We start from the raw sequence: 23307 nt of genomic DNA on the forward strand, positions 1-23307 counted from the left end.
ATCATAGTTGAAGTCTTTTTTTAAAATTTAATAGGGAGGAATCTGTATGTCAGACCATCTAAAATTTGCCAACCATCCTTTGATGTATCTGGTTAGTGGAATTGGTATTGCTTTAGTGTTGATTCAAGGGACCTACATCCTAAAGAAAGCGATGAAGGCAACCAAAGAATTAAATATGGATCAACAGCGCGTTAAAAAAGGCCTACGAGTCGCAGCCATGGCCAGTATTGGACCGGCTTTAGGGATTGTAGGGAGTATTTTATCCTTGATTGTCTCATTAGGTGCGCCAGTTTCAGCCTTGCGGATGTCAATTATTGGAGGTACCAACTATGAAACCATGGCCGCCACCTTTGGTGCGCAAGCAGCAGGCGGAGAACTCTCTCCAATGATGGATCCAACGGTGTATGCCAATGCCTTATGGACGCCGGCTTTAGGGGTTATCCCTTGGCTAATTGTGACCTTCTTCTTTGGCCATCGCATGAATGTTATTAATGATTTTATGACAGGTGGACGAAAGGCCTTATTACCAGCAGTCAGTGTCGGTGCCATGTTAGGGTCTTTTGCCTACTTTGTCATGAATAATGTCGTAAAAATTAATGTCAATCCATCCTACGCTGTCGCTTCTTTATCGGCTTTAGTGATTATGATTATCTGCCAAAAATTAAGCGACCAATACGAATGGTTAAAGTCTTGGTCACTAACGATTGCCATGTTTGCCGGTGCTTTATGTGGCATGTTCTTTGTTTAGATCTATAAGGAGGAAAAAGAATGGGAGCCTATGAAAAATTCACCAAAAGTATAACTAATTTTGGCCGCTTAACCATGGTCTTGGGAGTGATTGCCGTATTACTACCCCCTCTAACCATGACCTTTGTCTTTGGTTATAATCCAGGTTTTGCCGCCATCATCGCCGGAGCTATTTCACAAATGTCTGTTTCTGGAGCTTTCTATCTGAGTGAACCTTTAACTTACTTCCCAATTGTTGGTACATCAGGCTTATATTTAACCATGTTATCAGGTAATGGGGTCAATATGAAGATTCCTGCCGCAGCCATTTCATCGGAAGCCTCAGGCTACAAGCAAGGGACAGATGAAGGGGCTTTGATGGGGACAATCGGTTTAGCTGTATCCATCTATGTGGCTGTTTTCTTTGTGATTTTTGCGACCATTTTAGGACAAACGGTGATTACTACCTTACCTGCCGACTTAGCGAAGTATTTTGAGCTAATCATTCCAGGCATTTATGGGGCAATCTTTGGCCAATTTATGGTCAAGTCATACAAGACCGGTCTTTTTGCACTGTTGATTTCAACCGTTATGATCTACATTGTTCAGTTCATTCCAGGAAATCCATCTTTTGTTATTACTTTAACATCTATCTTTACTACTATTTTATTTGCGCGTAAACAATTAGAAAAAGGTCTATTAAACTAATAGGAGGTATACTATGATTAGCCAACGTAATTTAGAAATTTTTGAAGAAATGTTGATGATTCATTCGCCCTCTAAAGAGGAAAAAGAAATGGCAGATTATGTCATTAAATTTCTTGAAAATCTTGGAGCCGAGATTCATCTTGACGAAAGCCAGCATACCTACGGTGGCAATTCGCCAGTTATCTTTGCGAAAATTAAAGGAGACATAGAAGGCGAGGGCGTGTCACTAAATGCTCATACCGATGTGATTCAGCCCAATAAAAACTTAAAAATCGTTAAAAAGGACAATATTTGGTCCTCAGATGGGACGACGACCTTAGGTGGGGACGATAAGGCCGGTCTGGCCGCTATTTTAACCGCTGTGGAATACATTGTTAAGCATCAGATTAGTCACCAAGATATTTATGTAATCGTCACTCCCGGTGAAGAGCAGGGGATGTTAGGTGCGCGGAATATTAATTGGGAAAGTGTCTACCAGCATATCAATCCTGCTAAAAACTTAATTGTAGCTGACAATGCCGGCAAGGCCAATAAGGTCGCCTACCAAGCACCGACTTGTTACCGCTTTGAGATCACCATTGGAGGGCGTAAGGCCCATGCGGGGATCGAACCAGAAAAGGGCATTAATGCCATCCAAGTAGCGAGCAAAGTCATTAGCCAAATGCCGCTCTTAAGGATTGATGACGAAACAACCGCCAATGTATCGCAAATTACTTCTGATTTCCCTAATAATGTGGTGCCAGATTCTTGTATCTTTACCGGTGAAATTCGCTCGCATCAAGAAGAAAAGGTCGACCAATTATTACAAGCCTACGAAGGCATTATCCAGCAGTATACAAACGACTATACCATCGAAACGCGTCGTGACTACCCAGCCCTTGCCAGTCAAGATGACCTCAAATTCGTCAAAGAAATTGTCGCAGCCTACGAAACAGTCGGTGTCAAAGCAGAGCCTCAAATTATCGGTGGAGGATCGGATGCCAACTTTTTTGCCGAAGAAGGTTTTAACTCAGCCATTGTCGGTGTGGGGATGGAGCTGGTTCATACGACGGAAGAATACCTAGATACGGATGAAATGATCCTAACGACTAAAGCGTTGATCAATTATTTAAGTAAAGATTAAGTAGGTGGTTTAATGCCAAGCAAAGAACTATTTGAAAGAAATGATCAATACGAAAAAAAAATCATTCAATGGAGACGTGATTTACATCAGATTCCTGAGTTAGGCTTAGATTTACCTAAGACAGTGGATTATGTTCGCAGTCAACTCATAGGAATGGGTCTTTCGGTTGAAGACCATTATGTCAACGGAAATGGCTTGGCTGTCGTCATAGAAGGAAGCAAAGAAGGGAGTCCAAATGATCGAGTAATGGGACTTCGAGCCGATATGGATGGGTTACCCATCCAAGAGGAAACGGGCTTGTCTTTTGCTTCGAGAAACGGTAATATGCATGCTTGTGGCCATGATGGACATACGGCTACGCTTCTAGCCGTCGCTGACTTTTTATCCCATCACCGTCATTTATTTGGAGGTAAGGTTAAACTAATCTTCCAACCCGGTGAAGAATACCCCGGAGGGGCAGAGCCAATGATTCAAGAAGGTGTCCTTAAAAATCCGGATGTAACACGGGTATTAGGTTTTCATATCGGTCATTTAGATAAAGCGATTGCTCCGGGTCATATTTCTTATCGTGTTGGTCCTATGATGGCCTCGATGGATCGTTTTCAGATTATAATCAAAGGCTTTGGCTTTCATGCCGGTTATCCAGAATCTTCCAAAGATCCGATTACAGTGGCTGCCGAATTGATAATGGCCTTTCAAACCATTAAGAGTCGGAATATTAAAGCCAGTGATCCAGTAGTCGTTTCTGTGACCCATATTGAAGGGGGCTTTAATCAAAATATTATCCCTGATCAAGTCTTCATTGAAGGCACCGTAAGGACTTTAAATGATGATTTGAGAGCATTTGTTCATCAGCGAATGAATAAGATTACCAAAGGTTTGGAAGTCGCTTATGATGTAAAAATTGACCTGTCTTATGAGTATAAATACCCCGTCTTAGTAAACGATCAAGCCTCTACTTTAGATACTGTTAAAGCTTTACAAGCAGGACTAGGCGATGATTACCTTATTCCATCAGCAGAGGCCTTAATGGGGGCTGAGGATTTTGCCTATTATGGTAAAGAGCTTCCAGCAACTTTCTTATTTTTAGCCAACCCAAGAGAGATTGAAGGCCAGTTCCATGGTCACCATTCTTCTAAATTCGATATCGATGAAAGCAAGCTCATCTTAGCCTTTAAGGCCTTTATTTTAGCAACCCTTGATTATTTACAATAGATTGATTAAAAGAGGACCTCCAATGTTCTTGGGATTTAGTTGTCGTAACTTAATCTTACAAGACATGGGCCTCTTTTTCTATACAAGGAGCATTTTTAAGTTTACACAAGATGTTTTACACCATGATTATTCGCTTTTGATATAGAAAATAGCTCTTTTTTTATGTTATAATTATTAATATTAACTATCAATTATAAGGGAGAGCATACAATGAAAAAATGGTTACTAGCAGCCACTGTCGGTTTATTGACTTCAGGCCTTTTCTTTAATACGTGGGTAAGTGCAGAAGTCAATGAGGAAGAGTTAGGCTATGTGGTCTTTGCTGAAAGAGAAGACCAATCAAACTTTGAAGAAGTGGACAAATATAAGGTTCTTTCGGCCAATACTATGAAAGCCAGCTTAAAGAGTGATAAGGATAAGCTTATGACGTTTAACTTACTGCATATCCTCTCACCAGAAGAAGAAAAAGATGAAGCCTATGCCCAAGAAGCTAAAGAGCGCTTAGAAGAATTGATGAAAGATGCTGACAAGGTCGAATTAGAATTATTTGAAGTTGAAAAAGAAGACTTCCAAGATGAATCGGTTAAAAAAGAAGATTATGTGGCGAACTTATGGTTAGATGGCATATTAGTGCAAGAAATTCTCTTAACGGAAGGCTACTCAGTGATCCAACTCGACCAAACAAAAGAAGCAGAAATGGCTAATGAATACTTAGATGTTCTTGTTCAATCCCAAGACTATGCTGCCAAAAATCGTTATTATGTTTGGGAAGATAACTCCAATCAGTTTCTAGCCAATGCCGAATTCCCTGAAGTGATTAAAAATACACAAACGGGTCAAGTCGTTGTTTCTCAAGCCGATAATACTCAAAAAGCAAATGCTTTATTTGAATTACCGAGCAAAAATAACCCATCCCATCCAACGCAAGAATCTAATAATTCATACATTAATCAAACGGAAGAAGTTTCAGCGCCAGTAGTGTCAAAAGAACCTGTTGACACTAATACAGAACCAGAACCAGCCCCAGAGCAAAATGTTTATTATGCGAACTGTACCATTGCCCGTCAAGCAGGAGCCGCTCCCGTCTATCGTGGACAACCTGGATATGGTCCACACTTAGATCGAGATAATGATGGTATTGGTTGCGAGTAAAGCTGAACGCTAAATCTTGACTCTTGCCCCTCAGAGCTGATAGCGATCCGAGCTATTGGCTCTTTTATTTTCTAGTCAGCAACTTTTTATAATTTTTTAAAATTTTGTCAACTTTCAACCGATTGTCAAAGCTACTATCTTTTCTTCACACTTCTGCTTATATCATCTTAAATATATGTTTTTATTTTAATAAGAGTATGATATCGGCTTAGAGTGAGGAAAAGAGGCCCTTTTTTAAATAAAAATTTCAATTATTAAAAATTTTAAACTTAAGAGTATTGCAAAGGCTTTAAAAATATGTATAATTCAAATTGTTGATCAACATTTAACAATAAATCTGAGGAAGGGGGAGCCTGCTACCTATAGCTATAAGAAAAAGAATCGCTTAGTTGTCTTTTAATTTGCTATTTTGTTTTGTTATAAGCCATTTATCATATAAGTTGTGTTTTGAATAAAGTGATGAGAAACTATGAGTCATCACATGGACTCAATTGAATATAGTAGGAGGATTCGGATGCTCGAAATAAGGAATTCGAGGAACAAGAAAGTCTGTGAGCTCGATTTGAAACAGAAAACGGTTGTTATTGTTAGCAAAGGAATTGAAACCAAGATTCAATTTCTTCCATCCGATAGTGTAACCATTCAAGAAGCGCAGGTAACTCAGAAAAATAAAAATAAAAATAAAAATAAGAATTAAGCAGAACCGCTAGACGGGCTAGATTGTAAGGATATTCCTTAGCTTTCGGCCCGTTTTTTTCATGTCAAAATTCAAGGAGGAAGACTAATGAAAAAATCATCTGAAGAATTAACTAATGTCATTATTATGTTTGACCCCCTCATCCATCACTGGCTCCATCATTACCAATTGTCTACCCACCATAACGATTATCAAGACCATCTTCAGGAGATGCGGTTAGAGTTGATAAGGCTTTATCAAAAGTTTGAAGGCGATCCCTTAAATTGTATCGATCATCGCTATCAATTTATCGCTTATGCGGGTAAGGGTTTAAAATGGTTTCTACTCAATCGTTTGCGCCAATCCACTTATCAAGTGACCCCGACAGATCCTGTTATTTTATCAGATCTTATCGAAGAGCTGAGAGAAGAATGCTCAAAAGAATCAATCTTTTTATTGGAACAAACTGTTAAAGACCATCTAAAAGAACGAGAGCGTAAGATTTTCAATTTAATTTTACAAGGAAAATGGCGCAATCGTGAAATCTGCCAGCTCTGCAACATCTCTGAGCGCACCCTCCGCAATGATAAAAAGCGTATTGCAGCTAAGCTCGGTCATCTCTTTAAAGAAAAATCTAAAAACTTGTCTTTTTCTTGCCGTTTTTGATGATCTGATTGTGTGTATAAGGTGTAAGATCGTACGGCTTACATAAATACCTAGGAGGAATGAAAAATGGAAAGTAAAGAATACAAATCAGGGCGTTTAGCGCTTAAAGGTATGAATCCGACAACGGAGAAGACTTTTAATGTCTCTATTCAAGGCTTGATTGAGGGGGTTACTCCCAATCAAGTGCAGTTGGTTAAAGATCAAATCGATCAATTAACCATTAATCCAACCGATACCGCTCAAGCTGTTTATGCTTATAATTTTATTTAATGATGGAAAGGGGAAAGCAAGATGAAAGATAGTATGGTATTAGAATTGATTTTCTTAGATGCGGCGGGTAAAACGCGTAAGATTACGATTAATCAACCAGCTGATTCAGTTACTAAAGAAACTGCCGAAGCTGTGATGCAGGCTCTAGTTGACTGTGATTTATTCAAAGATGATCAGGGCTTAGATATGTATGTGACTCCGGTTGCCGCTCGCTATGTTGAGCGTAACGTTACCGATGTTTATGCCTATGAAGAAGCTTAGTTAAGCATGATTTTAGAGGGGCTGAGTGTTTGCTCAGCTCCTTATTACTAAAAGGAGGTTGTGCATGCATTTGATTGATTTGGGTTCTTATGCTGGAGCGATTATTGCAGTGATTACCTTGATTTCTAAGTTAATTGGCCTGATTACTGCCTTGCACGATCTAATTGAACGCATTGATTGGATGCAGGCCAAACTAGAAGCGTTTAACCAAGAGCTACAAACGATTAAACAAAAGGTCGATCAAAACGATTATTTTATGTGGCCGGCAGAAAGTCGTCAATGGATATAAAAATAATAGAAAGGGTGATAGAATGTTATCTAATCGTTTTTATGATTTAGGCAAATGGCTCGTATTAATTTTTCTACCAGCCTTGGCTGTTTTTGTACAAGGAATGGCCGACTTGTACCACTTGAATCAAGGAGGTCAATGGGTGGGGCTGATTAATTTGTTAACTATCTTTTTAGGATCTATCTTACAAATATCCTCTTATCACTATCATCATAATGATAACTCGCCTAAGGGTTGGGGGGCCTTAATATGATAAAAGAGGCTTGGATGAGTCAAAGAATGGCTAGCTTAGCACCACTTTTTAAGAAATATCAAAGTCCGATATCGGTTGCGACCCGGATGGCACAATTTGTCTTAGAGTCAAATGGCGGGAGATCTCCACTTTATCTAAAGTCTAATAATGGTTTTGGTATAAAGGCGTCTTTCCCTTGGCAGGGTAAGGTAGTCGACCATCCTTCACTAGAAGCAAATGGCCAGATGGTCGTTTCACAGTTTCGCGCCTATAAGAGTCTGGAAGAAGGCGTTGAAGACCACGCTATTTTCTTCACTTCTACTCCTTACCGTCAGCATGTGGCCTATAAAGCGGCAATCGAAGCAAAGGATTCCTTTGAAGAGGCCAGGGCTTTAACAGGCATTTATGCGAGTGACCCCCATTATGGTGATAAGTTAATTGAAATTATCAACTGCTATGATCTTACGAGCTATAATCTAGCAGTGAATAGGGTGGAGGAATTAAATAAGCAATTGGATGAGCCTCTTATTATTGACCGGCGGTCAGAAGCTCTAGGTGGACAAGCAAAAGACAGGACTCTTGATGCTATCACAACCATTGTCTGGCACTATACAGGTGTGAAACGGTCTTTAAATCGTCAAATTTCAGACCACGAGGTCTTTTGGCATAAGCAACGTGGATGGGATCGTGGAGGCTATCACTTTTATATCGATAGTCAAGGACGAATTTACCAAAATTATGACCTAGAACGCATGACTTGGGGGGTAGCCAATTGTAATCATTTCTGTGTCCATCTATCAGTAGAAGCTAATGCCAAAGAAGACTATTCGCCTCAACAAATCAAAGCTAGAGACTGGCTCACGCGTAAACTCATGAAAGATTTAAACATACCCGCTTCTGCTGTTAAAGGACATTGGGAAGTTAATAACAATACCCTGTGTCCCGGTTATAATCGAGCAGAAATGGAGCAATTTCGTCAGCAATTAGCGCTGCCGCTTAGTTGTTTAGTCGATCCAAGTAAGAAAGCAATATTCAACTTGGGGGATTATCGGTATCAAATTGTCCAGCTAACGGATTAATGGAATTAGTCTCATTTTTTTCCTCTCTCCACCTTAAGACGGATACTATCTGAATGGATTATGCTATGATAGTAAATAGGCAAACTTTAAAAGAGGTGAATAGATGAAACAAGCGCTTAAAACATTCTTGAATTATTTCTTTCTACTAGTAGGCATCCTTTTTTTTGTAGCTTGGATAGGTTGGTACGGATTCAATCATTTTGTTCACTCCATACCTAATCAAGTAACGGATCAAGAATTAGTATTAATCAAAAATCGTTTAGAAGATTCACAGGAATTAACCACTATGAAATATCACTACACTAATATGGGAAAATTTGAAAAGCATAAAACGATAAAGTCTTGGGAAATTCCCTTTACTGAATCAGAGTTTATGATGACCTATTCCGGTATCATTCATACAGGGGTAGAGTTAGGAAAGATTGACGTCATTTCTAATGAAGAAAACCTAGTGGTTAAAGTCCCACAAGCGAAAATTTTAGCGCATGAAGTCGAAGATGATTCAATCGAAATCATTGATGAAGAAGGTTCGCTATTTAATCCAATTAAGGTGGATGATGTTGTGAGTCTTCAATCAGACCTAAAAAAAGAAATGGAGAAGCAAGCTTTATCTAAGGGATTATTAAAGGAAGCACAGAATTATTCACAAAGCCAAATTGAAAAATTGCTAACAGATATGCTGAAAACAATTGATCCTGAAATTCAATTAACAATTGAAACGGCAAGCTAGAGAACGAGGCCTTTTAATAAGGCCTTTTTTCATTTGTTTTTCTCCTACTGTAAAGCGGATACAAATCCGTTATAATGGAAGTGGAGAAAAAGATAATGGAGGTGCATTATGAAAGTAGCAATTATTGGAGCAGGGGTTGCCGGAGCGGCCGCTGTTAAAACAATCCTTGAAGAAAATCACCAGAATCTGATAAATCATGTGGATGTTTTTGAAGACCGTAAACAGTTGGGAGTAGGCTCCCCTTATGAGCCTGATTCTAACCAATTATTAATGAACTCCTATGTCGGTGATTTAGGTTTTGAATGGCAAGACGCTGACCACTATCTAAGGTGGTTACAAGATCATTATCCCGAATATGCTCGCAGGGATATTTTTTCACCCAGACCTATTTTTGGTGAGTATATCCAGGATTATTTTAGTCCATACTTTGAAGAAGATATCATTCATGTGGTGAATCAGCGTATTCATCAACTGAAAATTAAATCCCCCAAGTCTTATTATCTATATGACGCGCAAGGTAGGCAATATGGACCCTATGATTCTGTCCTAATGACAGTAGGTCATCCACCTTATGCCGATTATTATAATCTTTTGGGACAAGAAGGCTATATTCACCATCCTTATCCAGTTGAACAGCTTCTAAGTGATTTGGACTATCAAAAAGGAATTGGAATCATTGGATCCGGATTAACTGGGATTGATATTATGCGTTATTTACAAGATCACTATCCAATTACCATTGATCATCCGGTGACTTTTTATATTTTAGACCAGCCCTTTTCGACACCGAAGTTTGAACGCTATGCCGAAGACTTGGTTTTTAACTTAAATGCAGATTGGATTGATAAGCAGTTGGCCCAATCTGATGGTCAAACAATCCCTTTAGAAGCTATATTTCATCAATTTGAAGAGGATATGGAAGCCAATGGGGTAGATTGGAAATCTTTAGTCGAAAGATACAGTCAAGGATCCATTGGGGAAGGTTTAATGGCTATCCACCAACAAAACCGTCGATTAAGTATCTTACAATTATATGGTCGCAAGTTGACTGCCTTTCTACCAGCCTTGAATATGGCCTTATCATCCCAAGATCGCATACGCTTCTTTAAAGATTTTATGGGACTTTTCGAACATTTTAGAAGTCAAACACCGGCTGAAAGTATTGCGTTTATTTTACAAGGTTTGAAAGATGGACGTATTCGGATTGTTTCTGGTATGAAAGCTGTGGAAGTGAATGCCCAAGGATTTACCGTTGTCACTCAAAAAGGCTTACGCTATCAAAGCGGCTATTTAATCAATGCAACCGGCTTTGACCAAAACTTAGAGACAGCCGCTCAACATGATCCTTTAATTAATCAAATGTATCAAGAAGGAATTATCCAAGCAAATCCATTGGGTGGTATTCTTGTTGATTGGCCGCATACTCAAGTTCTTAGTCAAAGATTTGGCCGATTGGAGCATTTATATCTAACAGGTCATTGGATTTTCTCTACTCAATTTGGTAACAATAATACCAAGCTGACCTATAAGCAAGCAGAAGCTTGTGTGAAACACTTGCTTGAATCTTCACGGGATATTTAGTTTTAACTTAGAGTGAACTTTTGTATAATAGAATTAAAATAACGAAAGATAAGGTGGCGTCATGAAAATAACAGTTGCAGGAATGGGTTATGTCGGGCTTTCAAATGCGATTCTTTTGGCTCAATATAATGAAGTGAAAGCGATGGAAATTGTTAAAGAAAGGGTCGATTTAATCAATCAAAAAATTGCACCTATTGTGGACGCTGAAATGGAAGATTACCTAGCCAATCATTCTTTAAATTTAGAAGCCACCGATGATCCTAGCTATGCTTATAGTGGAGCAGAATTAGTGATTATTGCTACGCCAACTAATTATGATGACGCTAATAATCACTTTGACACTTCAGCTGTCGAAGAGGCGCTCGATAAAGTTAAAGAATATGCCCCTCAGGCAGTAGTTGTGATTAAATCAACCATTCCTGTCGGCTATACTGAGGAAATCCGTCAACAATATGGTATGGATATTATCTTCTCACCAGAATTTTTGAGAGAAGGTAAGGCGCTTTACGACAACTTGCATCCTTCTCGTATTATTGTCGGCAATGAATCTGTTCATAGTCAGACAGTAGCTGAATTATTTGCTGAGGCTTGCTTGGATGAAGAAGTGGCTATCTTAACCATGCCTTCAACTGAAGCAGAAGCAGTAAAACTCTTCTCCAATACTTATTTGGCTTTAAGGATTTCATATTTTAATGAATTGGACACCTATGCTGAAGTACGTGGCTTAAACAGTCAGCACATTATCCAAGGAGTAGGGCTTGACCCTAGAATTGGTGATCACTACAATAATCCGTCATTTGGGTATGGTGGCTACTGCCTGCCTAAGGATACCAAGCAATTGCTGGCTAATTATCAAGACGTTCCAAACAACTTAATTCAAGCGATTGTGGATTCGAATGCAACCCGTAAAGAACACATTGCTTCACAAGTTTTAAAACATCAAGCGCAAGTAATCGGCATTTACCGCTTGACCATGAAATCCAATTCGGATAATTTCCGTCAATCTGCTATTCTTGATATTATTAAACAGCTGCGAGCAGAAGGCAAAGAGATAATTATCTATGAACCGACACTTGAAGAAAAGCAATTTGATGGCGAAGAAGTTGTAGCTGATTTTGAAGTCTTTTGTCAAAAGGCTGATATTATTCTTGCTAATCGCCTTGCAGATCAATTAGCAGCTGTAAAAGAAAAAGTCTATAGTCGCGACGTTTTTGGCAATAATTAAGATAATTATAAAACCTTCCGTTAATTTGAAAACGGAAGGTTTCTTTTTATTGATTATGTTGATGTTTGAAAGCATCCAATTGGTTGAGTGCTTTTCGTAATTCAATTTCAGCTGAATGATAAGCGCGAATATCTTGATTGATTTCTGCTTGTTTCAGCTTATCTTCAGCCATGGACAACTCCATTTTAGTCTGAGCATCATCAATATCTAGGGCTCGAACGGCCATGTTGGCAATAATATTAAGTTCGTTGTCCCGAATTTCCAATAGTCCACCGTTAATAGCGATATAGTCATCCGGTTTGCCTTCGACTAGAGGTGCTACGATAACAGTTGAGATGTCTAAGACGGTCATCATGGCAATATGATTGGGTAGAATGGTGATACCACCATCAATGGTTTGCACATGACATTTGCGGGCACGTTTGGTATAGACTACGCCATTAGGAGAGATAATCTGAACTTGTAGATTTTTAAGCGTTTGCGTCATCCAAATCCACTCCCATTTTCTTAGCTTTTTCAATGGCTTGATCGATATTTCCTACGTTACGGAAAGCTTCTTCAGGCAGATTATCGTAATCACCATTTAGAATACCTTCGAAGCCGTCAATTGTTTCTTGTACGGTTACGTATGAACCTGGAATACCAGTAAAGGCTTCTGCTACGTGGAAGTTTTGTGATAGGAAGAGCTGAATACGTCGGGCTCTTTTAACGGTTAGTTTTTCAACTTCACTCAACTCATCTACACCCAAGATGGCGATGATATCTTTGAGGTCTTGATAGCCTTGCAAAGTTTGTTGAACGCCACGAGCTACCCGATAGTGTCGTTCGCCAACAACATCTTCAGATAAGGCTGAAGAAGAGGAGGCGAGTGGATCAACCGCTGGGTAGATACCCTGCTCGGTTAATTTACGCTCTAAGTTAGTGGTTGCATCTAAGTGAGAGAAGGTAGTCGCTGGCGCTGGATCTGTATAGTCATCGGCTGGTACATATACTGCTTGAATGGATGTAATCGATCCTGCCTTGGTGGAAGTGATTCTCTCTTGCATGGCTCCCATTTCAGAAGCTAAGGTAGGTTGATAACCTACTGCTGAAGGCATCCTTCCAAGTAGAGCCGAAACTTCAGAACCTGCTTGAGTAAAACGGTAGATGTTATCAATAAAGAGCAAGACATCTTGATGCTTTACATCACGAAAATACTCTGCCATGGTTAAACCAGACAAAGCTACCCGCATTCTAGCTCCAGGGGGTTCATTCATTTGGCCAAAAACCATGGCTGTATTTTTAGAAACGCCAGAGTCGCGCATTTCATGGACGAGGTCGTTTCCTTCACGCGTTCTTTCACCAACTCCAGTGAAGACCGAAAGGCCACCGTGTTCTTGGGTAATGTTATGAATTAATTCTTGAATTAATACCGTCTTACCGACACCGGCTCCTCCAAAAAGACCAATTTTTCCACCCTTGAGGTAGGGAGCTAATAAGTCAATGACCTTTATTCCTGTTTCTAAGATTTCGAAGTTTGAAGCCAGCTCGCTATATTCAGGCGCATCGGCATGAATGGAATGTTTGACTACATCTGGGAAGAGTTCAGGTCCATTATCGACTGTATCTCCTAAAACATTGAATACGCGTCCCAATGTAGCTTCACCTACGGGTACTTTAATGGCTTCACCTAAATCGACTACAGCCATGCCCCGTGATAAACCTTCGGTTGCTTCCATGGCAATGGTACGTACGGTGTCATGCCCAATATCAATAGCGACTTCGAGTACCACTTTTCGGTGTTGGAGAATCGTCTTTAAGTCGGATGTTTCATTTACTTCCTCAAGGTCGGTTACAACCAGGGCATGATGGATTTCTGGTGTTCCGTATTCTAAAGGAAAGGAAACATCCACGACCGGTCCGATTACTTGTTTGATATGTCCGATTCGCATACTTATTTCCTTCTTTCTTTATGTTGGGCTTGAGCACCTGCAACAATTTCGATAATTTCATTGGTTACTTTAACTTGTCGGGCGCGATTATAGCGCAACTGCAAGTCTTCAATAATTTCTTTAGCATTTTCAGTGGCCGATTGCATGGCAATCATACGTGAGAAATGTTCAGCTGTTTTGGCCTGTAAGAGGGCACCGTAGACAAAAGATTCGATATATTGAGGAACTAAGCCTTCTAATACTGCTTCCATTGAGGGCTCGATTAAAAAGACTTCCGAAATTAATTCTTTTTTATCAAAAGATGGATCAAGTTCCATACGGCGGTTTAAAGAAACTACCGGTAATAAGTTATCGACTCCAAATTTTGAATTCGTACCGGAACCTACTCCATAGTGATTGTAAGCTAAATAAAGCTCATCACATTCTTTCTCCACATAGGCTGAACGTAGTTGTCTGATGAAGTAGTGAGCTTCTTGAAAGCCCGGCTGGTCAGACAGCGGATAGTAAGAGCGAGCAATTTTGTAGCCCCGTTCGCGGCAATATCTTTCACCTGTCCGTCCTAGGGTATAAAAAACTAATTCTTGTTCTTCATCAAAGTTTTGTTCTTCAATCCACTCATCCAGCCCCTTAATTAAGTTAACATTATAGGAACCTGCTAAGCCCTTATCAGTTGAGATAAGAAAAATACCAATTTTGTTCACTTTCCGGGGAGTAATTAAAGAGCGAATTTCTGGTTTGGAAAAGTTAGGAGGGGTGACTTTTAAGGTATAGTGCAGTTGCACTATGGTTTCTCTTAAATGATCAATATAGACTTGATAAGATTGAGTCATATCCAATAAATGGTTGACTTTATTTCTTGAGACCATCTGCATAGCATTAGTTATTTTTTTTGTTTTTTCAGTAGAAGCAATATGTCGTTTGATTTCGTTTAAAGACGGCATTACTTATCACTTCCTGTTTTAGATCCTTCAGAATGAACAAGGATAAAATTATCAACAACTTTGTCTAAAATACCATTTAATTCGATTTCAGTTGGTAGGGGTTGGTTATCTTCTAATTGTCGTAAAAGCCCGGCATGATAGGTAGTAAATTCATTAGCAATTACTTCTTCTAATTGGTGAATTAAACTAACGGATATCTTATCAAAGTAACCATTACCTAAAGCGTAGAAGACGATGATTTGAACGCCAGAGCGCATAGGTTTGTGAAGGCCTTGCTTTAAAACTTCCACGATGCGCTCGCCACGTCTTAATTGGCGGGCAGTCATTTCATCGATGTCTGATCCAAAGGAAGTAAAGGCTTCTAATTCGCGATAGGAAGCTAGGTCTAAACGTAAGGTTCCTGATACTTGTTTCATGGCTTTTAATTGCGCAGATCCTCCAACCCGTGAAACCGATAGTCCGGCATTAATGGCTGGTCGAACGCCAGAGAAGAAGAGATCACTTTGTAAGAAGATCTGTCCGTCTGTAATGGAAATAACGTTGGTTGGGATATAAGCTGAGATATCACCTGCTTGCGTTTCAACAATCGGTAAAGAAGTGATCGAACCACCGCCTAATTCATCCGATAATTTAGCTGAACGTTCTAAAAGACGTGAGTGTAGATAAAAAATATCCCCAGGATAGGCTTCACGCCCAGGTGGTCGTTTGAGCAAGAGGGACATTTCACGATAAGCTGCTGCTTGTTTGGATAAATCGTCATATATAATTAAGACGTGCTTTCCTTCGTACATAAACTCCTCAGCCATAGCAGTTGCCGCATAGGGAGCGATGTATAAAAGAGGAGCAGGCTTGGAAGCAGAAGCAGTCATTACAATAGTGTAATCCATTGCACCACGGTTGGTCAGAGTATTGACAATGTTTTTTACCGTTGATTCCTTTTGTCCAATCGCTACATAGATACAAATAACATCTTTGCCTTTTTGATTTAAGACGGCATCGATAGCGAGTGAAGTTTTACCAGTTTTACGGTCTCCAATAATTAATTCCCTTTGACCTCTTCCGATGGGAACTAGGGAGTCAATGGCCTTAATACCTGTTTCCAAAGGCTTTTTAACCGACTGTCTTTCCATGATGCCCGGAGCTTCTTGTTCGACGGGTCGTGTTTTGTTGGTTAAAATAGGTCCTTTATCATCTATGGGACGTCCCAAGGCGTCTACCACTCGTCCAAGCAGGGCCTTACCAACGGGAACTTCCATGGTGTGGTTCATTCGACGAATAATATCGCCTTCATGGATTTGATGGTAGGAGCCAAAAATAATTACTCCGACTTGGTCGTTTTCAAGGTTTTGTACCATGCCGATGGTTCCATCATTGAACTCAACCATCTCACCATACATGGCGTTGTCTAATCCTTCAGAAAAGGCGATACCGTCGCCGACATAAGAAACGGTTCCGATTTCTTCTAACTTCTTATCAATTTCAAAGTCGTGGATTTGTTTTAAAACATCTTTTGTAAACTTTTCGTTTGTGCTCATGAAGAAATCACCTCTTCACTTTCCGGAATATTAATTTCATTTTGCATAGTTTGCAAGATCTGTCCGCCAGAAAGCTCATAGTAGAAGCGTTCGCTTTGTAAGCGGACACCAATAATTAAGTCTGGGTTAATAATAGTGGTAAAAGAACGAATAGAAAAGCCAGTAATGCGCATGAATTCACGGGCAATTTTAAGCTTTTCTGCTTTGGTTAAGGGGATCGCTGAAGATAAAAAGAGTCGCTCTCCAGTTAACTCTTTTAAGATTTCTTGACCTTCTTCTTCATCATTAATTTCAATGTCTAGCAGTTCGAAGAGCAGGTCATCTTCATAGGTGACCTGTCGTCCTGATTTTAGGGCGAGCTCTGCTAAGTCTTCTTGTTTGTGAAGTCTACCGTTGTTCATCGAGCTCCTCCAATCGAGTGATAAATTCTTGAATCATTTGACGGTGGTCATCTTCTGAAATTTCACGACGAATGACCTTGCCTGCCATGGCAACTGCCATATGGACTAATGATTCTTGCATATTTTCGGCAAAGTTTTGTCTTTGTAGTTTTAAATCTTCTTGCGTCATTTGCAGCATTTTGCTTTGTTCTTGACGTGTTTCTTCAATCATCTTGTCGCGCAGATGATTGGCATCAATTTGTGCTTGACGAATAATTTTTTCAGCTTCTAAGTGAGCTGATTTTAGTTGTGCATCAATTTGTGATAGGGCTTCCTTGTTCTTATTCTTAGCTTCTTCAGCCGCTTGCCAATCGTCAGTAATTTTCTTCTGACGCGTTTCTAGCATTTGGTTGAAGGGTTTCCATGCGAATTTATGGATGACAAAGAGTAAAATCAAAAAGGATGCAAGCGTTAAAAGGGCTTCGCCCAGAATAATAGTAAAGTCCAATATTGACACTCCTTAAATAGTTGATGGTTAGCTAAAGATTAAGATAAAGGAAATAACAACAGCGATAATCGGAACAGCCTCAATCAGACCAACACCTAGGAACATTAAAGCTCTTAATTGTGAGTCTAATTCGGGTTGACGTGAAATGGATTCGATGGTTTTAGAAATAACCATTCCGTTACCAATTGACGCACCTAGGGCAGCGATTCCGACAGCAAGTGCAGCAGCTAATTCAGTCATATTTAAATCTCCTTTGTATTTGGATTAGTGATTAATTTTATGTGATAAATAAACCATAGTTAAAGTGGTAAAAATATAAGCTTGGATAGCACCAATAAAGACAGAGAAGCCTTGCCAGACAAATTGTAAGGGAATGGCAATTACCCAAGTAAATGGAATGAAGACCATAGCGAATTTAGCAATCAGTCCGACTAAAACTTCCCCGGCAAAAATATTACCAAACAAACGTAAGGCCAAGGTGGTTGTATTGATTGTTTCCTCAACCAATTGTAAAGGTAATTTTAAAATATTTGGGCGAGCGTAAAAGTTTTTAAAGTGACCTCCTAAACCATTCTTTTTAATCCCTAAAATGTGACCTGATAAAATAGCAATAATTGCTAGGGAAATGGTTACGATAGGATCAGCCGTTGGGCTTCGCCAAAATGATTCATGCTCTGTCACAATTAAAAAGGGGAGTCCAATTAAGTTTGACACAAAAACGAACAAGAAAAAGGTCAACCCTAGATTGACATAAACACTTTGGTGCTGGCCGAGGGTTGAGTCACAGATGCCTTCAACAAATTCAATGATGATTTCCATCAAAACTTGGAATTTGGAAGGATGATTGGCTGATAATCTGCGGCTAACTAATAAGCACAACACCGTGATGATGGCTACCACGACCAGGGTGGCTATCAAGGTGTTGAAGTTAAAAGATAGGCCGAGAAAACGAACAATCGGTGTATCTTCCATTCAGATTCCTTCTTTCATAAGTTTTAATGCTGATTTTACACTTATTAAACAGTTAAACTATTTTTCTAAGAAAAAAAGTAAAATTTTAGCACTTATATCCACTATAGCATAATTTTTATGACTTTCAAAAGAAATCGTAGTGCTTTGGCTTTTATAGCAGTTTAACCTTTAAGTTAACTTGTTAAAGTTTTTTAATAATTATGGAGTTATTTATTGATAGCATAGGGGATACAATCGTTTTTTATTCGCTTACATAAAACGGCATAAATTATTATTTAAGTGGTGCAATATTATACAATATAAAAATACGAATATTAGAAAAAAATTTTATTTTTATTTGTGTTTTCTGAAATTTCTTATTTATTATCGACCTCCATAGCCTTTATAATTTCTAAAATAAAAAGCAGAGTCATAAATTGACACTGCTTTTATAACTATTCATTCGCAAACTTTTCAGCTAAATTTTTAAGATAAGGGATAAATTCCTCTTTAACTTCAGGATGATCGATGGCGAATATAATAGAAGCTTTGAGCATCCCTTTAGCATCTCCTACTTCAAACCATTCGCCTTGATATTCGTAAGCTAATAGGGGATGCGTTTTTTGTAATTCAATTAAGGCGTCAGTCAATTCCACTTCACCTGTTGCTCCAACTTCAAGTTGGTCTAGGATGGAAAAGATTGTCGGTTCTAGGATATAACGCCCCGCTGCAGCCATATTTGAAGACGGTTGATCTTGTGGTTTTTCTATCATATCGAGGACTTGAAAGACGTGAGGGGTAGCTGTTTTTTCAATAGCTAAGATACCATAATTTTTGGTCTTATCAGGATCGACACGAACGCCGGCAATTACTGTTTGTCTTTTTTCCGCATAGAGATCAATAATCTGTTTGGAAAGATTTTCTCCCCTTATAATATCATCTCCTAAGAGTAGTAAGAAGGGATCATTGCCGATAAAGGCCTTGGCGTGACGAACTGCATCACCCAGTCCTCTTGGATGGTGTTGTCTGGTATAATGAATATTTAAGTTAGATGTTTCAGTGGCTAGTTTAAGGAGTTTCTCCTTCCCTTTGGCTTTTAAATTTTGTTCGAGGGTAAAGTTGGCATCAAAATGATCTTCTATTTCTTGTTTTCCTTTACCAGTAATAATTAAAATATCTTCAATCCCAGCCGCAATAGCCTCTTCAACAATGAATTGAATGGCCGGCTTATCGATAATAGGTAAGATTTCTTTAGCAATTGCCTTGGTGGCTGGCAAAAAGCGCGTGCCTAGACCAGCGGCTGGAATAACAGCTTTTTTAACTTGAACCTTAGTCATAATAACCTCCTATAAGCGCTCGTCAACAGTGGACTTGATAAATTTAATTAAGTCATCGCGTAAATCCGGAAGACTGAGACCATATTCTATTACTGTCTTCATATAACCGAATTTATTTCCTACATCATAACGATGTCCATTAAACTCCAGGGCGAAGACGCGTTGGATTTTATTCAAGCGATCGATGGCATCAGTTAATTGAATCTCGTTACCAGCCCCAGCTGTTTGTGTTTCTAATAGTGAAAAGATTTCTGGTGTTAATAGGTAGCGGCCGATGATAGCTAAATTGGACGGTGCGACTTCGGGTGCTGGCTTTTCGACAAACCGTCTCACATTATAAATACCTTTTTTGTATTGGCGCTCCGGATCAATGACACCGTATTTGGAGGTATCTTGAGGTGGGATTGACATGACTGCTAGAGTAGAGGCATGGGTATCTTTATAATTATCGATTAATTGTTTGGTCAAAGGAACCGTATCGGTCATTAAGTCATCGCCTAACATGACGACAAAAGGTTCATCTCCTACAAAATTCTTGGCTTGTAAAACAGCGTGGCCCAGTCCCTTTGGATAAGATTGACGTTTAAAGAAGAGGTTAATCTTATTAAGATCTTTGACAGTGGTTAGTAATTCTTCTTTACCTTTAGCTTCTAAGACGGCTTCTAACTCCTCATTGGCATCAAAATGGTCTTCAATGGGCCGCTTAGACCGTCCGGTCACAATTAAGATATCCTCGATACCTGATTGAAGGGCTTCTTCCACAATAAACTGAATAGTCGGTTTATTAATGATAGGAAGCATTTCTTTAGGCATGGCCTTTGTTGCAGGAAGAAACCTAGTTCCAAGCCCTGCTGCGGGGATGACGGCTTTTCTAACTTTCATAGACAATCTCCTTTGTTTGTAATCCATTTTATCATACGGCTTTTATCTGATATTCTCAAGCCATGTCAATTCTTAATTAGCCTCAAAGTTTTTAAAGTGATTAGTGATAAGTTAGTATTTTTTGTGAATTTCTAGAAATCGCCTCGTAAATAACTTATAATAACTATGCTATTATAGAAAGGAAGATGGAACAATGTCCAAAAAACTAATTAAATATATTACTGTCTTTGCTTTATTCATGACATCATTATTCACAACTACTGTGACTACCCATGCTATGGATATTAATAAGCCATTCTCAGTCTTACTTTTAGGGATTGATACGGGCGATTTAGGTCGAACAGAAGTTGGGCGTTCAGATGTTATGATGGTTGCTACGATAAATCCTAAGGAAGAAAATATTGTCATTACCTCTATTCCTCGTGACTCCTATGTTGATATTCCTGATAGAGGAATGGATAAAATTAATCACGCTTATGCCTTTGGGGGACCGGAATTGTCAGTTGAAACAGTCGAAAACTGGTTAGATATTGAAATTCCATACTATATTACCGTTGATATGAAAGGCTTAGCTGATGTAGTTGATTCTGTAGGAGGAATTGATGTTGTTCCACCAACTTCTTTTGAAATCAGCGGTTATAGTTTTACTGAAGGTCAAGAACTACATTTAGATGGTGAGATGGCGCTTGCTTACGTTAGAGAACGCTACAATTCTGGTGGCGACTATGCTCGTCAAAAGCGTCAACGTCAAGTGGTAGTTGGTATTACCCAATCTGCTTTAAATAAAAGCAGAGGTATTAAAGAAGTAATAGATATGACGACGGCTATTAACAAATATGTGGGGATGAATCTCAATATGTTTGATTTGGGTAAGCTAGTAATTTCACACTTAGATATGCGTCCAACGCTAACCTTTAATCAATTTGAAGGTGAAGGCTTTATGTTAGACGGCATCTATTATGATCAAATTACTGAAGAGTCCTTTACTAAGAATCAACAAATTATTAAGGACGAGTTAGACGGTAAGCTTACCAATAATTCAGAAAATGAAGAAAGCTTTAAATTAGAAAAAGAATCGGATAAATAAATGAAAATAGACAGCTAGGCATAGCATCATTGCCCCTAGCTGTCTGTTTTATTATTGTTTTAAAAGCGTTTTCTCTATATAATAAGAATAATTTTAAAAATAAATTTGATGAGTGGGTGACAATAAAATGAAGAACTTTAAAGGTTTTTTAACAGCTGGCCATTTAAAGTGGTTGGCTTTAATTTTTATGATCATTGACCATACAGCTGTTGTTCTGATCGAAATGGGCATCTTTAGACATCAGAGTGATTACAGCTATGAATTCTTAAGCCAGATGGTAAGCGTTTATGAAATTATGCGAAATATTGGGCGCTTAGCTTTTCCAATCTATCTTTATCTATTATTAGAAGGTTATCATCATACTAAAAATTTGAAGCGTTATTTTATGCGTTTGGGGTTTTTAGCAGTGATATCGGAAATACCTTTTGATTTAGCCTTTGCTGATCAAGTCTTTTATTGGAGCCATCAAAATGTTTTCATAGAATTATTGATTGCCTTAATGCTTTTTGTAAGTCTGGATTATTTTAAAGATCGTTGGTTGATGCGTTTAGTGAGTGTCGGCTTATGCTTTGGCTTAGCATATTTAACTATGGCAGATTATGACTTATTTGGTTTATTAGCTGCTTTAATTTTTTATTTTGCTTATGGTAAACGATTAAGAGAGGCGCTAGCCGTTCTGCCAGCCTTTGCTTTTGAGTATTTCATGCCCACTGTCTTTCTAAGCAGTCTATTTATTCTTTTTTATAATGGTAAGCGTGGTAGGGTTCAACAAGCCTTTCACTATTGGGCCTATCCGGGACATATTTTATTGCTTTATCTAATTAAATTAATGCTTTTTAAATCCAATTAAAAATCAGTTTTTGGCTAGCGGTTTTTAGCTTAGGAAGGGCAGGAGTATTTGACTAAGAAGAATTCCTAGGGTATACCCAATAGTCAGAGAAATGATGACCATTATTGCATCAATGCCCTTGATTATACCAGCAAGATTGTTCCCTTTAAGAATATCGCGCATGGCATTGGTCGTTGAAGTTACTGGATAATTTGGCATGATCATAGCTCCTAAAATAATGCCTGGATGAATGGTTGAAGGGAAACTAGCATCAATCCATTTTACGGCTAAAGATCCTAGAGCGATGGATAAGATATTAAAGAAAAAGTCAGTGAGAAAAGTTGTTTTGCGCCAATATTCTAAAGCTAGTATGAGACAAGCAATTAGAAAAGCGACCAACATATCGATATTAGTTCCGCCAAAGAGAATGACGAAGAGGACCATCAGGATTAGGTTAATGTATTTAATTAAAAAGCCATACTTATCATCCTTGATATTTTTCATGGCTTCATAGGCTTGATCAACAGATATTGCGCCAGAAACATAGGATCTAGAAATATCATTTACTTTAGCGATGTGTTGGATATTGTTTTGTCGCTGATTTATGCGGACAATACCAGAAAAACTATATTCTGCCAAGTCTGTATCTGTTAGCGATAAAAAAAGACCGGTGGTGTTGGAATAGCTAGAAGGGGAGTCAAGGCCAGTTGTTTGAAGGATTCTCAAAGTCGTGTCTTCAACACGGTGTTCCTCGGCATTGGATTCTAAAAGAATCTTCCCAGCTAAACGTGCTAATTTAAAAACTTTCTTATAGAAAATACGCATTCAACCACCCTCCTTCTTTTTTATATTTTAGAACCTATTGCTTTAAAAGGCAAGGAGAGTCAATCAATTGGTCGAGTACTATGAGTAAAGTATAATAATTGTTAAATAATTAATTACGAAAGGACGAACTTATGGCCTATCAAGCGAAAACCAAATAAACTCAAGATA

General features: G+C 38.8%; 28 protein-coding genes. 17 read left to right on the forward strand and 11 right to left on the reverse strand.

Going from position 1 to position 23307, the window contains the following annotated elements; translation table 11 throughout:
- Positions 1 to 46 precede the first annotated feature (46 nt).
- The 15 genes from ACQV2R_RS01575 to ACQV2R_RS01645 all read left to right on the forward strand — a co-directional run bounded on the left by ACQV2R_RS01575 (position 47) and on the right by ACQV2R_RS01645 (position 11933).
- Positions 47 to 748, forward strand: coding sequence for a DUF5058 family protein (locus tag ACQV2R_RS01575; RefSeq protein ID WP_428874755.1), 702 nt, complete (start codon positions 47 to 49; stop codon positions 746 to 748).
- A 20-nt stretch (positions 749 to 768) separates the two neighbouring features.
- On the forward strand, positions 769 to 1434 hold the full coding sequence (locus ACQV2R_RS01580) for a hypothetical protein (RefSeq protein WP_428873660.1): 666 nt from the start codon (positions 769 to 771) through the stop codon (positions 1432 to 1434).
- 13 nt (positions 1435 to 1447) lie between these two features.
- A complete protein-coding gene (locus tag ACQV2R_RS01585; protein WP_428881828.1) occupies positions 1448 to 2557 on the forward strand; it encodes a M20/M25/M40 family metallo-hydrolase in 1110 nt (369 codons plus the stop codon).
- Positions 2558 to 2569: 12 nt separating this feature from the next.
- A complete protein-coding gene (locus tag ACQV2R_RS01590) occupies positions 2570 to 3772 on the forward strand; it encodes a M20 metallopeptidase family protein (protein ID WP_428881826.1) in 1203 nt (400 codons plus the stop codon).
- Between the two features lie 210 nt (positions 3773 to 3982).
- A complete protein-coding gene (locus ACQV2R_RS01595; RefSeq protein WP_428891732.1) occupies positions 3983 to 4924 on the forward strand; it encodes an excalibur calcium-binding domain-containing protein in 942 nt (313 codons plus the stop codon).
- Between the two features lie 514 nt (positions 4925 to 5438).
- The gene (locus ACQV2R_RS01600) at positions 5439 to 5621 is read left to right on the forward strand and encodes a hypothetical protein (protein WP_428875854.1); all 183 of its coding nucleotides are present in this window, start codon (positions 5439 to 5441) and stop codon (positions 5619 to 5621) included.
- An 87-nt stretch (positions 5622 to 5708) separates the two neighbouring features.
- The gene (locus ACQV2R_RS01605) at positions 5709 to 6266 is read left to right on the forward strand and encodes a sigma-70 family RNA polymerase sigma factor (protein ID WP_428875853.1); all 558 of its coding nucleotides are present in this window, start codon (positions 5709 to 5711) and stop codon (positions 6264 to 6266) included.
- Positions 6267 to 6332: 66 nt separating this feature from the next.
- On the forward strand, positions 6333 to 6536 hold the full coding sequence (locus tag ACQV2R_RS01610) for a hypothetical protein (protein ID WP_428873671.1): 204 nt from the start codon (positions 6333 to 6335) through the stop codon (positions 6534 to 6536).
- Positions 6537 to 6557: 21 nt separating this feature from the next.
- A complete protein-coding gene (locus tag ACQV2R_RS01615; protein WP_428873672.1) occupies positions 6558 to 6797 on the forward strand; it encodes a DUF2922 domain-containing protein in 240 nt (79 codons plus the stop codon).
- A 64-nt stretch (positions 6798 to 6861) separates the two neighbouring features.
- Positions 6862 to 7086, forward strand: coding sequence for a hypothetical protein (locus tag ACQV2R_RS01620; protein WP_428873673.1), 225 nt, complete (start codon positions 6862 to 6864; stop codon positions 7084 to 7086).
- Positions 7087 to 7108: 22 nt separating this feature from the next.
- Positions 7109 to 7339, forward strand: a complete 231-nt coding sequence (locus ACQV2R_RS01625; protein ID WP_428873674.1) for a phage holin — start codon at positions 7109 to 7111, stop codon at positions 7337 to 7339.
- On the forward strand, positions 7336 to 8397 hold the full coding sequence (locus ACQV2R_RS01630; RefSeq protein ID WP_428891733.1) for a glucosaminidase domain-containing protein: 1062 nt from the start codon (positions 7336 to 7338) through the stop codon (positions 8395 to 8397). Before ACQV2R_RS01625 ends, ACQV2R_RS01630 begins: the two co-directional genes overlap by 4 nt.
- 103 nt (positions 8398 to 8500) lie before the next feature.
- Positions 8501 to 9127, forward strand: a complete 627-nt coding sequence (locus ACQV2R_RS01635) for a DUF4230 domain-containing protein (protein ID WP_428873676.1) — start codon at positions 8501 to 8503, stop codon at positions 9125 to 9127.
- A 108-nt stretch (positions 9128 to 9235) separates the two neighbouring features.
- Positions 9236 to 10708 (forward strand): FAD/NAD(P)-binding protein, encoded by a 1473-nt coding sequence (locus tag ACQV2R_RS01640; RefSeq protein WP_428891734.1) that lies wholly within the window; start codon positions 9236 to 9238, stop codon positions 10706 to 10708.
- 61 nt (positions 10709 to 10769) lie between these two features.
- Complete coding sequence (locus tag ACQV2R_RS01645) at positions 10770 to 11933, forward strand: nucleotide sugar dehydrogenase (protein WP_428874748.1); 1164 nt, start codon at positions 10770 to 10772, stop codon at positions 11931 to 11933.
- Positions 11934 to 11979: 46 nt separating this feature from the next.
- Here ACQV2R_RS01645 and atpC read toward each other — a convergent pair whose 3' ends face one another.
- The 10 genes from atpC to galU form a co-directional block, all read right to left on the reverse strand.
- Entirely contained in the window at positions 11980 to 12420 is a 441-nt protein-coding gene (atpC, locus tag ACQV2R_RS01650; protein ID WP_428873679.1) for an ATP synthase F1 subunit epsilon, read from the reverse strand.
- Positions 12404 to 13864 (reverse strand): F0F1 ATP synthase subunit beta, encoded by a 1461-nt coding sequence (gene atpD, locus ACQV2R_RS01655; RefSeq protein ID WP_428873680.1) that lies wholly within the window; start codon positions 13862 to 13864, stop codon positions 12404 to 12406. The genes atpC and atpD overlap by 17 nt, the downstream gene beginning before the upstream one ends.
- A 2-nt stretch (positions 13865 to 13866) precedes the next feature.
- Positions 13867 to 14805, reverse strand: a complete 939-nt coding sequence (gene atpG / locus ACQV2R_RS01660) for an ATP synthase F1 subunit gamma (RefSeq protein ID WP_428873681.1) — start codon at positions 14803 to 14805, stop codon at positions 13867 to 13869.
- On the reverse strand, positions 14805 to 16340 hold the full coding sequence (gene atpA / locus ACQV2R_RS01665) for a F0F1 ATP synthase subunit alpha (protein ID WP_428891735.1): 1536 nt from the start codon (positions 16338 to 16340) through the stop codon (positions 14805 to 14807). The genes atpG and atpA overlap by 1 nt, the downstream gene beginning before the upstream one ends.
- Positions 16337 to 16741: a hypothetical protein gene (locus tag ACQV2R_RS01670; RefSeq protein ID WP_258435920.1), complete on the reverse strand. Its 405-nt coding sequence runs from the start codon at positions 16739 to 16741 to the stop codon at positions 16337 to 16339. The genes atpA and ACQV2R_RS01670 overlap by 4 nt, the downstream gene beginning before the upstream one ends.
- Complete coding sequence (atpF, locus tag ACQV2R_RS01675; RefSeq protein WP_428874747.1) at positions 16728 to 17228, reverse strand: F0F1 ATP synthase subunit B; 501 nt, start codon at positions 17226 to 17228, stop codon at positions 16728 to 16730. The genes ACQV2R_RS01670 and atpF overlap by 14 nt, the downstream gene beginning before the upstream one ends.
- Positions 17229 to 17255: 27 nt before the next feature.
- Positions 17256 to 17468: a F0F1 ATP synthase subunit C gene (gene atpE, locus ACQV2R_RS01680; RefSeq protein WP_258435918.1), complete on the reverse strand. Its 213-nt coding sequence runs from the start codon at positions 17466 to 17468 to the stop codon at positions 17256 to 17258.
- Between the two features lie 24 nt (positions 17469 to 17492).
- Positions 17493 to 18200, reverse strand: a complete 708-nt coding sequence (gene atpB / locus ACQV2R_RS01685; protein WP_428873684.1) for a F0F1 ATP synthase subunit A — start codon at positions 18198 to 18200, stop codon at positions 17493 to 17495.
- 434 nt (positions 18201 to 18634) lie between these two features.
- Positions 18635 to 19516 carry a UTP--glucose-1-phosphate uridylyltransferase gene (locus ACQV2R_RS01690; RefSeq protein ID WP_428873685.1) on the reverse strand — a complete coding sequence of 294 codons (882 nt, stop codon included), beginning with the start codon at positions 19514 to 19516 and terminating at the stop codon, positions 18635 to 18637.
- Between the two features lie 9 nt (positions 19517 to 19525).
- Entirely contained in the window at positions 19526 to 20398 is an 873-nt protein-coding gene (gene galU / locus ACQV2R_RS01695; protein WP_428873686.1) for a UTP--glucose-1-phosphate uridylyltransferase GalU, read from the reverse strand.
- Positions 20399 to 20591: 193 nt separating this feature from the next.
- Here galU and ACQV2R_RS01700 point away from each other — a divergent pair, with 193 nt between their 5' ends.
- Positions 20592 to 21485 (forward strand): LCP family protein, encoded by an 894-nt coding sequence (locus ACQV2R_RS01700; RefSeq protein WP_428891736.1) that lies wholly within the window; start codon positions 20592 to 20594, stop codon positions 21483 to 21485.
- Positions 21486 to 21612: 127 nt separating this feature from the next.
- The gene (locus ACQV2R_RS01705) at positions 21613 to 22335 is read left to right on the forward strand and encodes a TraX family protein (protein WP_428874745.1); all 723 of its coding nucleotides are present in this window, start codon (positions 21613 to 21615) and stop codon (positions 22333 to 22335) included.
- 24 nt (positions 22336 to 22359) lie between these two features.
- Here the strand turns inward: ACQV2R_RS01705 and ACQV2R_RS01710 are convergent, their stop codons facing one another.
- Positions 22360 to 23139 carry a threonine/serine ThrE exporter family protein gene (locus ACQV2R_RS01710; protein ID WP_428873689.1) on the reverse strand — a complete coding sequence of 260 codons (780 nt, stop codon included), beginning with the start codon at positions 23137 to 23139 and terminating at the stop codon, positions 22360 to 22362.
- Between the last annotated feature and the right edge of the window lie 168 nt (positions 23140 to 23307).

Origin of the sequence: Facklamia sp. P12937 (genome assembly GCF_050409505.1) — a bacterium.
GTDB lineage: Bacteria > Bacillota > Bacilli > Lactobacillales > Aerococcaceae > Facklamia.

Coding starts and splice junctions, on each gene's coding strand:
- ACQV2R_RS01575 (WP_428874755.1), top strand. CDS start 47: ATGTCAGACCATCTAAAATTTGCCAACCATCCTTTGATGTATCTGGTT.
- ACQV2R_RS01580 (WP_428873660.1), top strand. CDS start 769: ATGGGAGCCTATGAAAAATTCACCAAAAGTATAACTAATTTTGGCCGC.
- ACQV2R_RS01585 (WP_428881828.1), top strand. CDS start 1,448: ATGATTAGCCAACGTAATTTAGAAATTTTTGAAGAAATGTTGATGATT.
- ACQV2R_RS01590 (WP_428881826.1), top strand. CDS start 2,570: ATGCCAAGCAAAGAACTATTTGAAAGAAATGATCAATACGAAAAAAAA.
- ACQV2R_RS01595 (WP_428891732.1), top strand. CDS start 3,983: ATGAAAAAATGGTTACTAGCAGCCACTGTCGGTTTATTGACTTCAGGC.
- ACQV2R_RS01600 (WP_428875854.1), top strand. CDS start 5,439: ATGCTCGAAATAAGGAATTCGAGGAACAAGAAAGTCTGTGAGCTCGAT.
- ACQV2R_RS01605 (WP_428875853.1), top strand. CDS start 5,709: ATGAAAAAATCATCTGAAGAATTAACTAATGTCATTATTATGTTTGAC.
- ACQV2R_RS01610 (WP_428873671.1), top strand. CDS start 6,333: ATGGAAAGTAAAGAATACAAATCAGGGCGTTTAGCGCTTAAAGGTATG.
- ACQV2R_RS01615 (WP_428873672.1), top strand. CDS start 6,558: ATGAAAGATAGTATGGTATTAGAATTGATTTTCTTAGATGCGGCGGGT.
- ACQV2R_RS01620 (WP_428873673.1), top strand. CDS start 6,862: ATGCATTTGATTGATTTGGGTTCTTATGCTGGAGCGATTATTGCAGTG.
- ACQV2R_RS01625 (WP_428873674.1), top strand. CDS start 7,109: ATGTTATCTAATCGTTTTTATGATTTAGGCAAATGGCTCGTATTAATT.
- ACQV2R_RS01630 (WP_428891733.1), top strand. CDS start 7,336: ATGATAAAAGAGGCTTGGATGAGTCAAAGAATGGCTAGCTTAGCACCA.
- ACQV2R_RS01635 (WP_428873676.1), top strand. CDS start 8,501: ATGAAACAAGCGCTTAAAACATTCTTGAATTATTTCTTTCTACTAGTA.
- ACQV2R_RS01640 (WP_428891734.1), top strand. CDS start 9,236: ATGAAAGTAGCAATTATTGGAGCAGGGGTTGCCGGAGCGGCCGCTGTT.
- ACQV2R_RS01645 (WP_428874748.1), top strand. CDS start 10,770: ATGAAAATAACAGTTGCAGGAATGGGTTATGTCGGGCTTTCAAATGCG.
- atpC (WP_428873679.1), bottom strand. CDS start 12,420: ATGACGCAAACGCTTAAAAATCTACAAGTTCAGATTATCTCTCCTAAT.
- atpD (WP_428873680.1), bottom strand. CDS start 13,864: ATGCGAATCGGACATATCAAACAAGTAATCGGACCGGTCGTGGATGTT.
- atpG (WP_428873681.1), bottom strand. CDS start 14,805: ATGCCGTCTTTAAACGAAATCAAACGACATATTGCTTCTACTGAAAAA.
- atpA (WP_428891735.1), bottom strand. CDS start 16,340: ATGAGCACAAACGAAAAGTTTACAAAAGATGTTTTAAAACAAATCCAC.
- ACQV2R_RS01670 (WP_258435920.1), bottom strand. CDS start 16,741: ATGAACAACGGTAGACTTCACAAACAAGAAGACTTAGCAGAGCTCGCC.
- atpE (WP_258435918.1), bottom strand. CDS start 17,468: ATGACTGAATTAGCTGCTGCACTTGCTGTCGGAATCGCTGCCCTAGGT.
- atpB (WP_428873684.1), bottom strand. CDS start 18,200: ATGGAAGATACACCGATTGTTCGTTTTCTCGGCCTATCTTTTAACTTC.
- ACQV2R_RS01690 (WP_428873685.1), bottom strand. CDS start 19,516: ATGACTAAGGTTCAAGTTAAAAAAGCTGTTATTCCAGCCGCTGGTCTA.
- galU (WP_428873686.1), bottom strand. CDS start 20,398: ATGAAAGTTAGAAAAGCCGTCATCCCCGCAGCAGGGCTTGGAACTAGG.
- ACQV2R_RS01700 (WP_428891736.1), top strand. CDS start 20,592: ATGTCCAAAAAACTAATTAAATATATTACTGTCTTTGCTTTATTCATG.
- ACQV2R_RS01705 (WP_428874745.1), top strand. CDS start 21,613: ATGAAGAACTTTAAAGGTTTTTTAACAGCTGGCCATTTAAAGTGGTTG.
- ACQV2R_RS01710 (WP_428873689.1), bottom strand. CDS start 23,139: ATGCGTATTTTCTATAAGAAAGTTTTTAAATTAGCACGTTTAGCTGGG.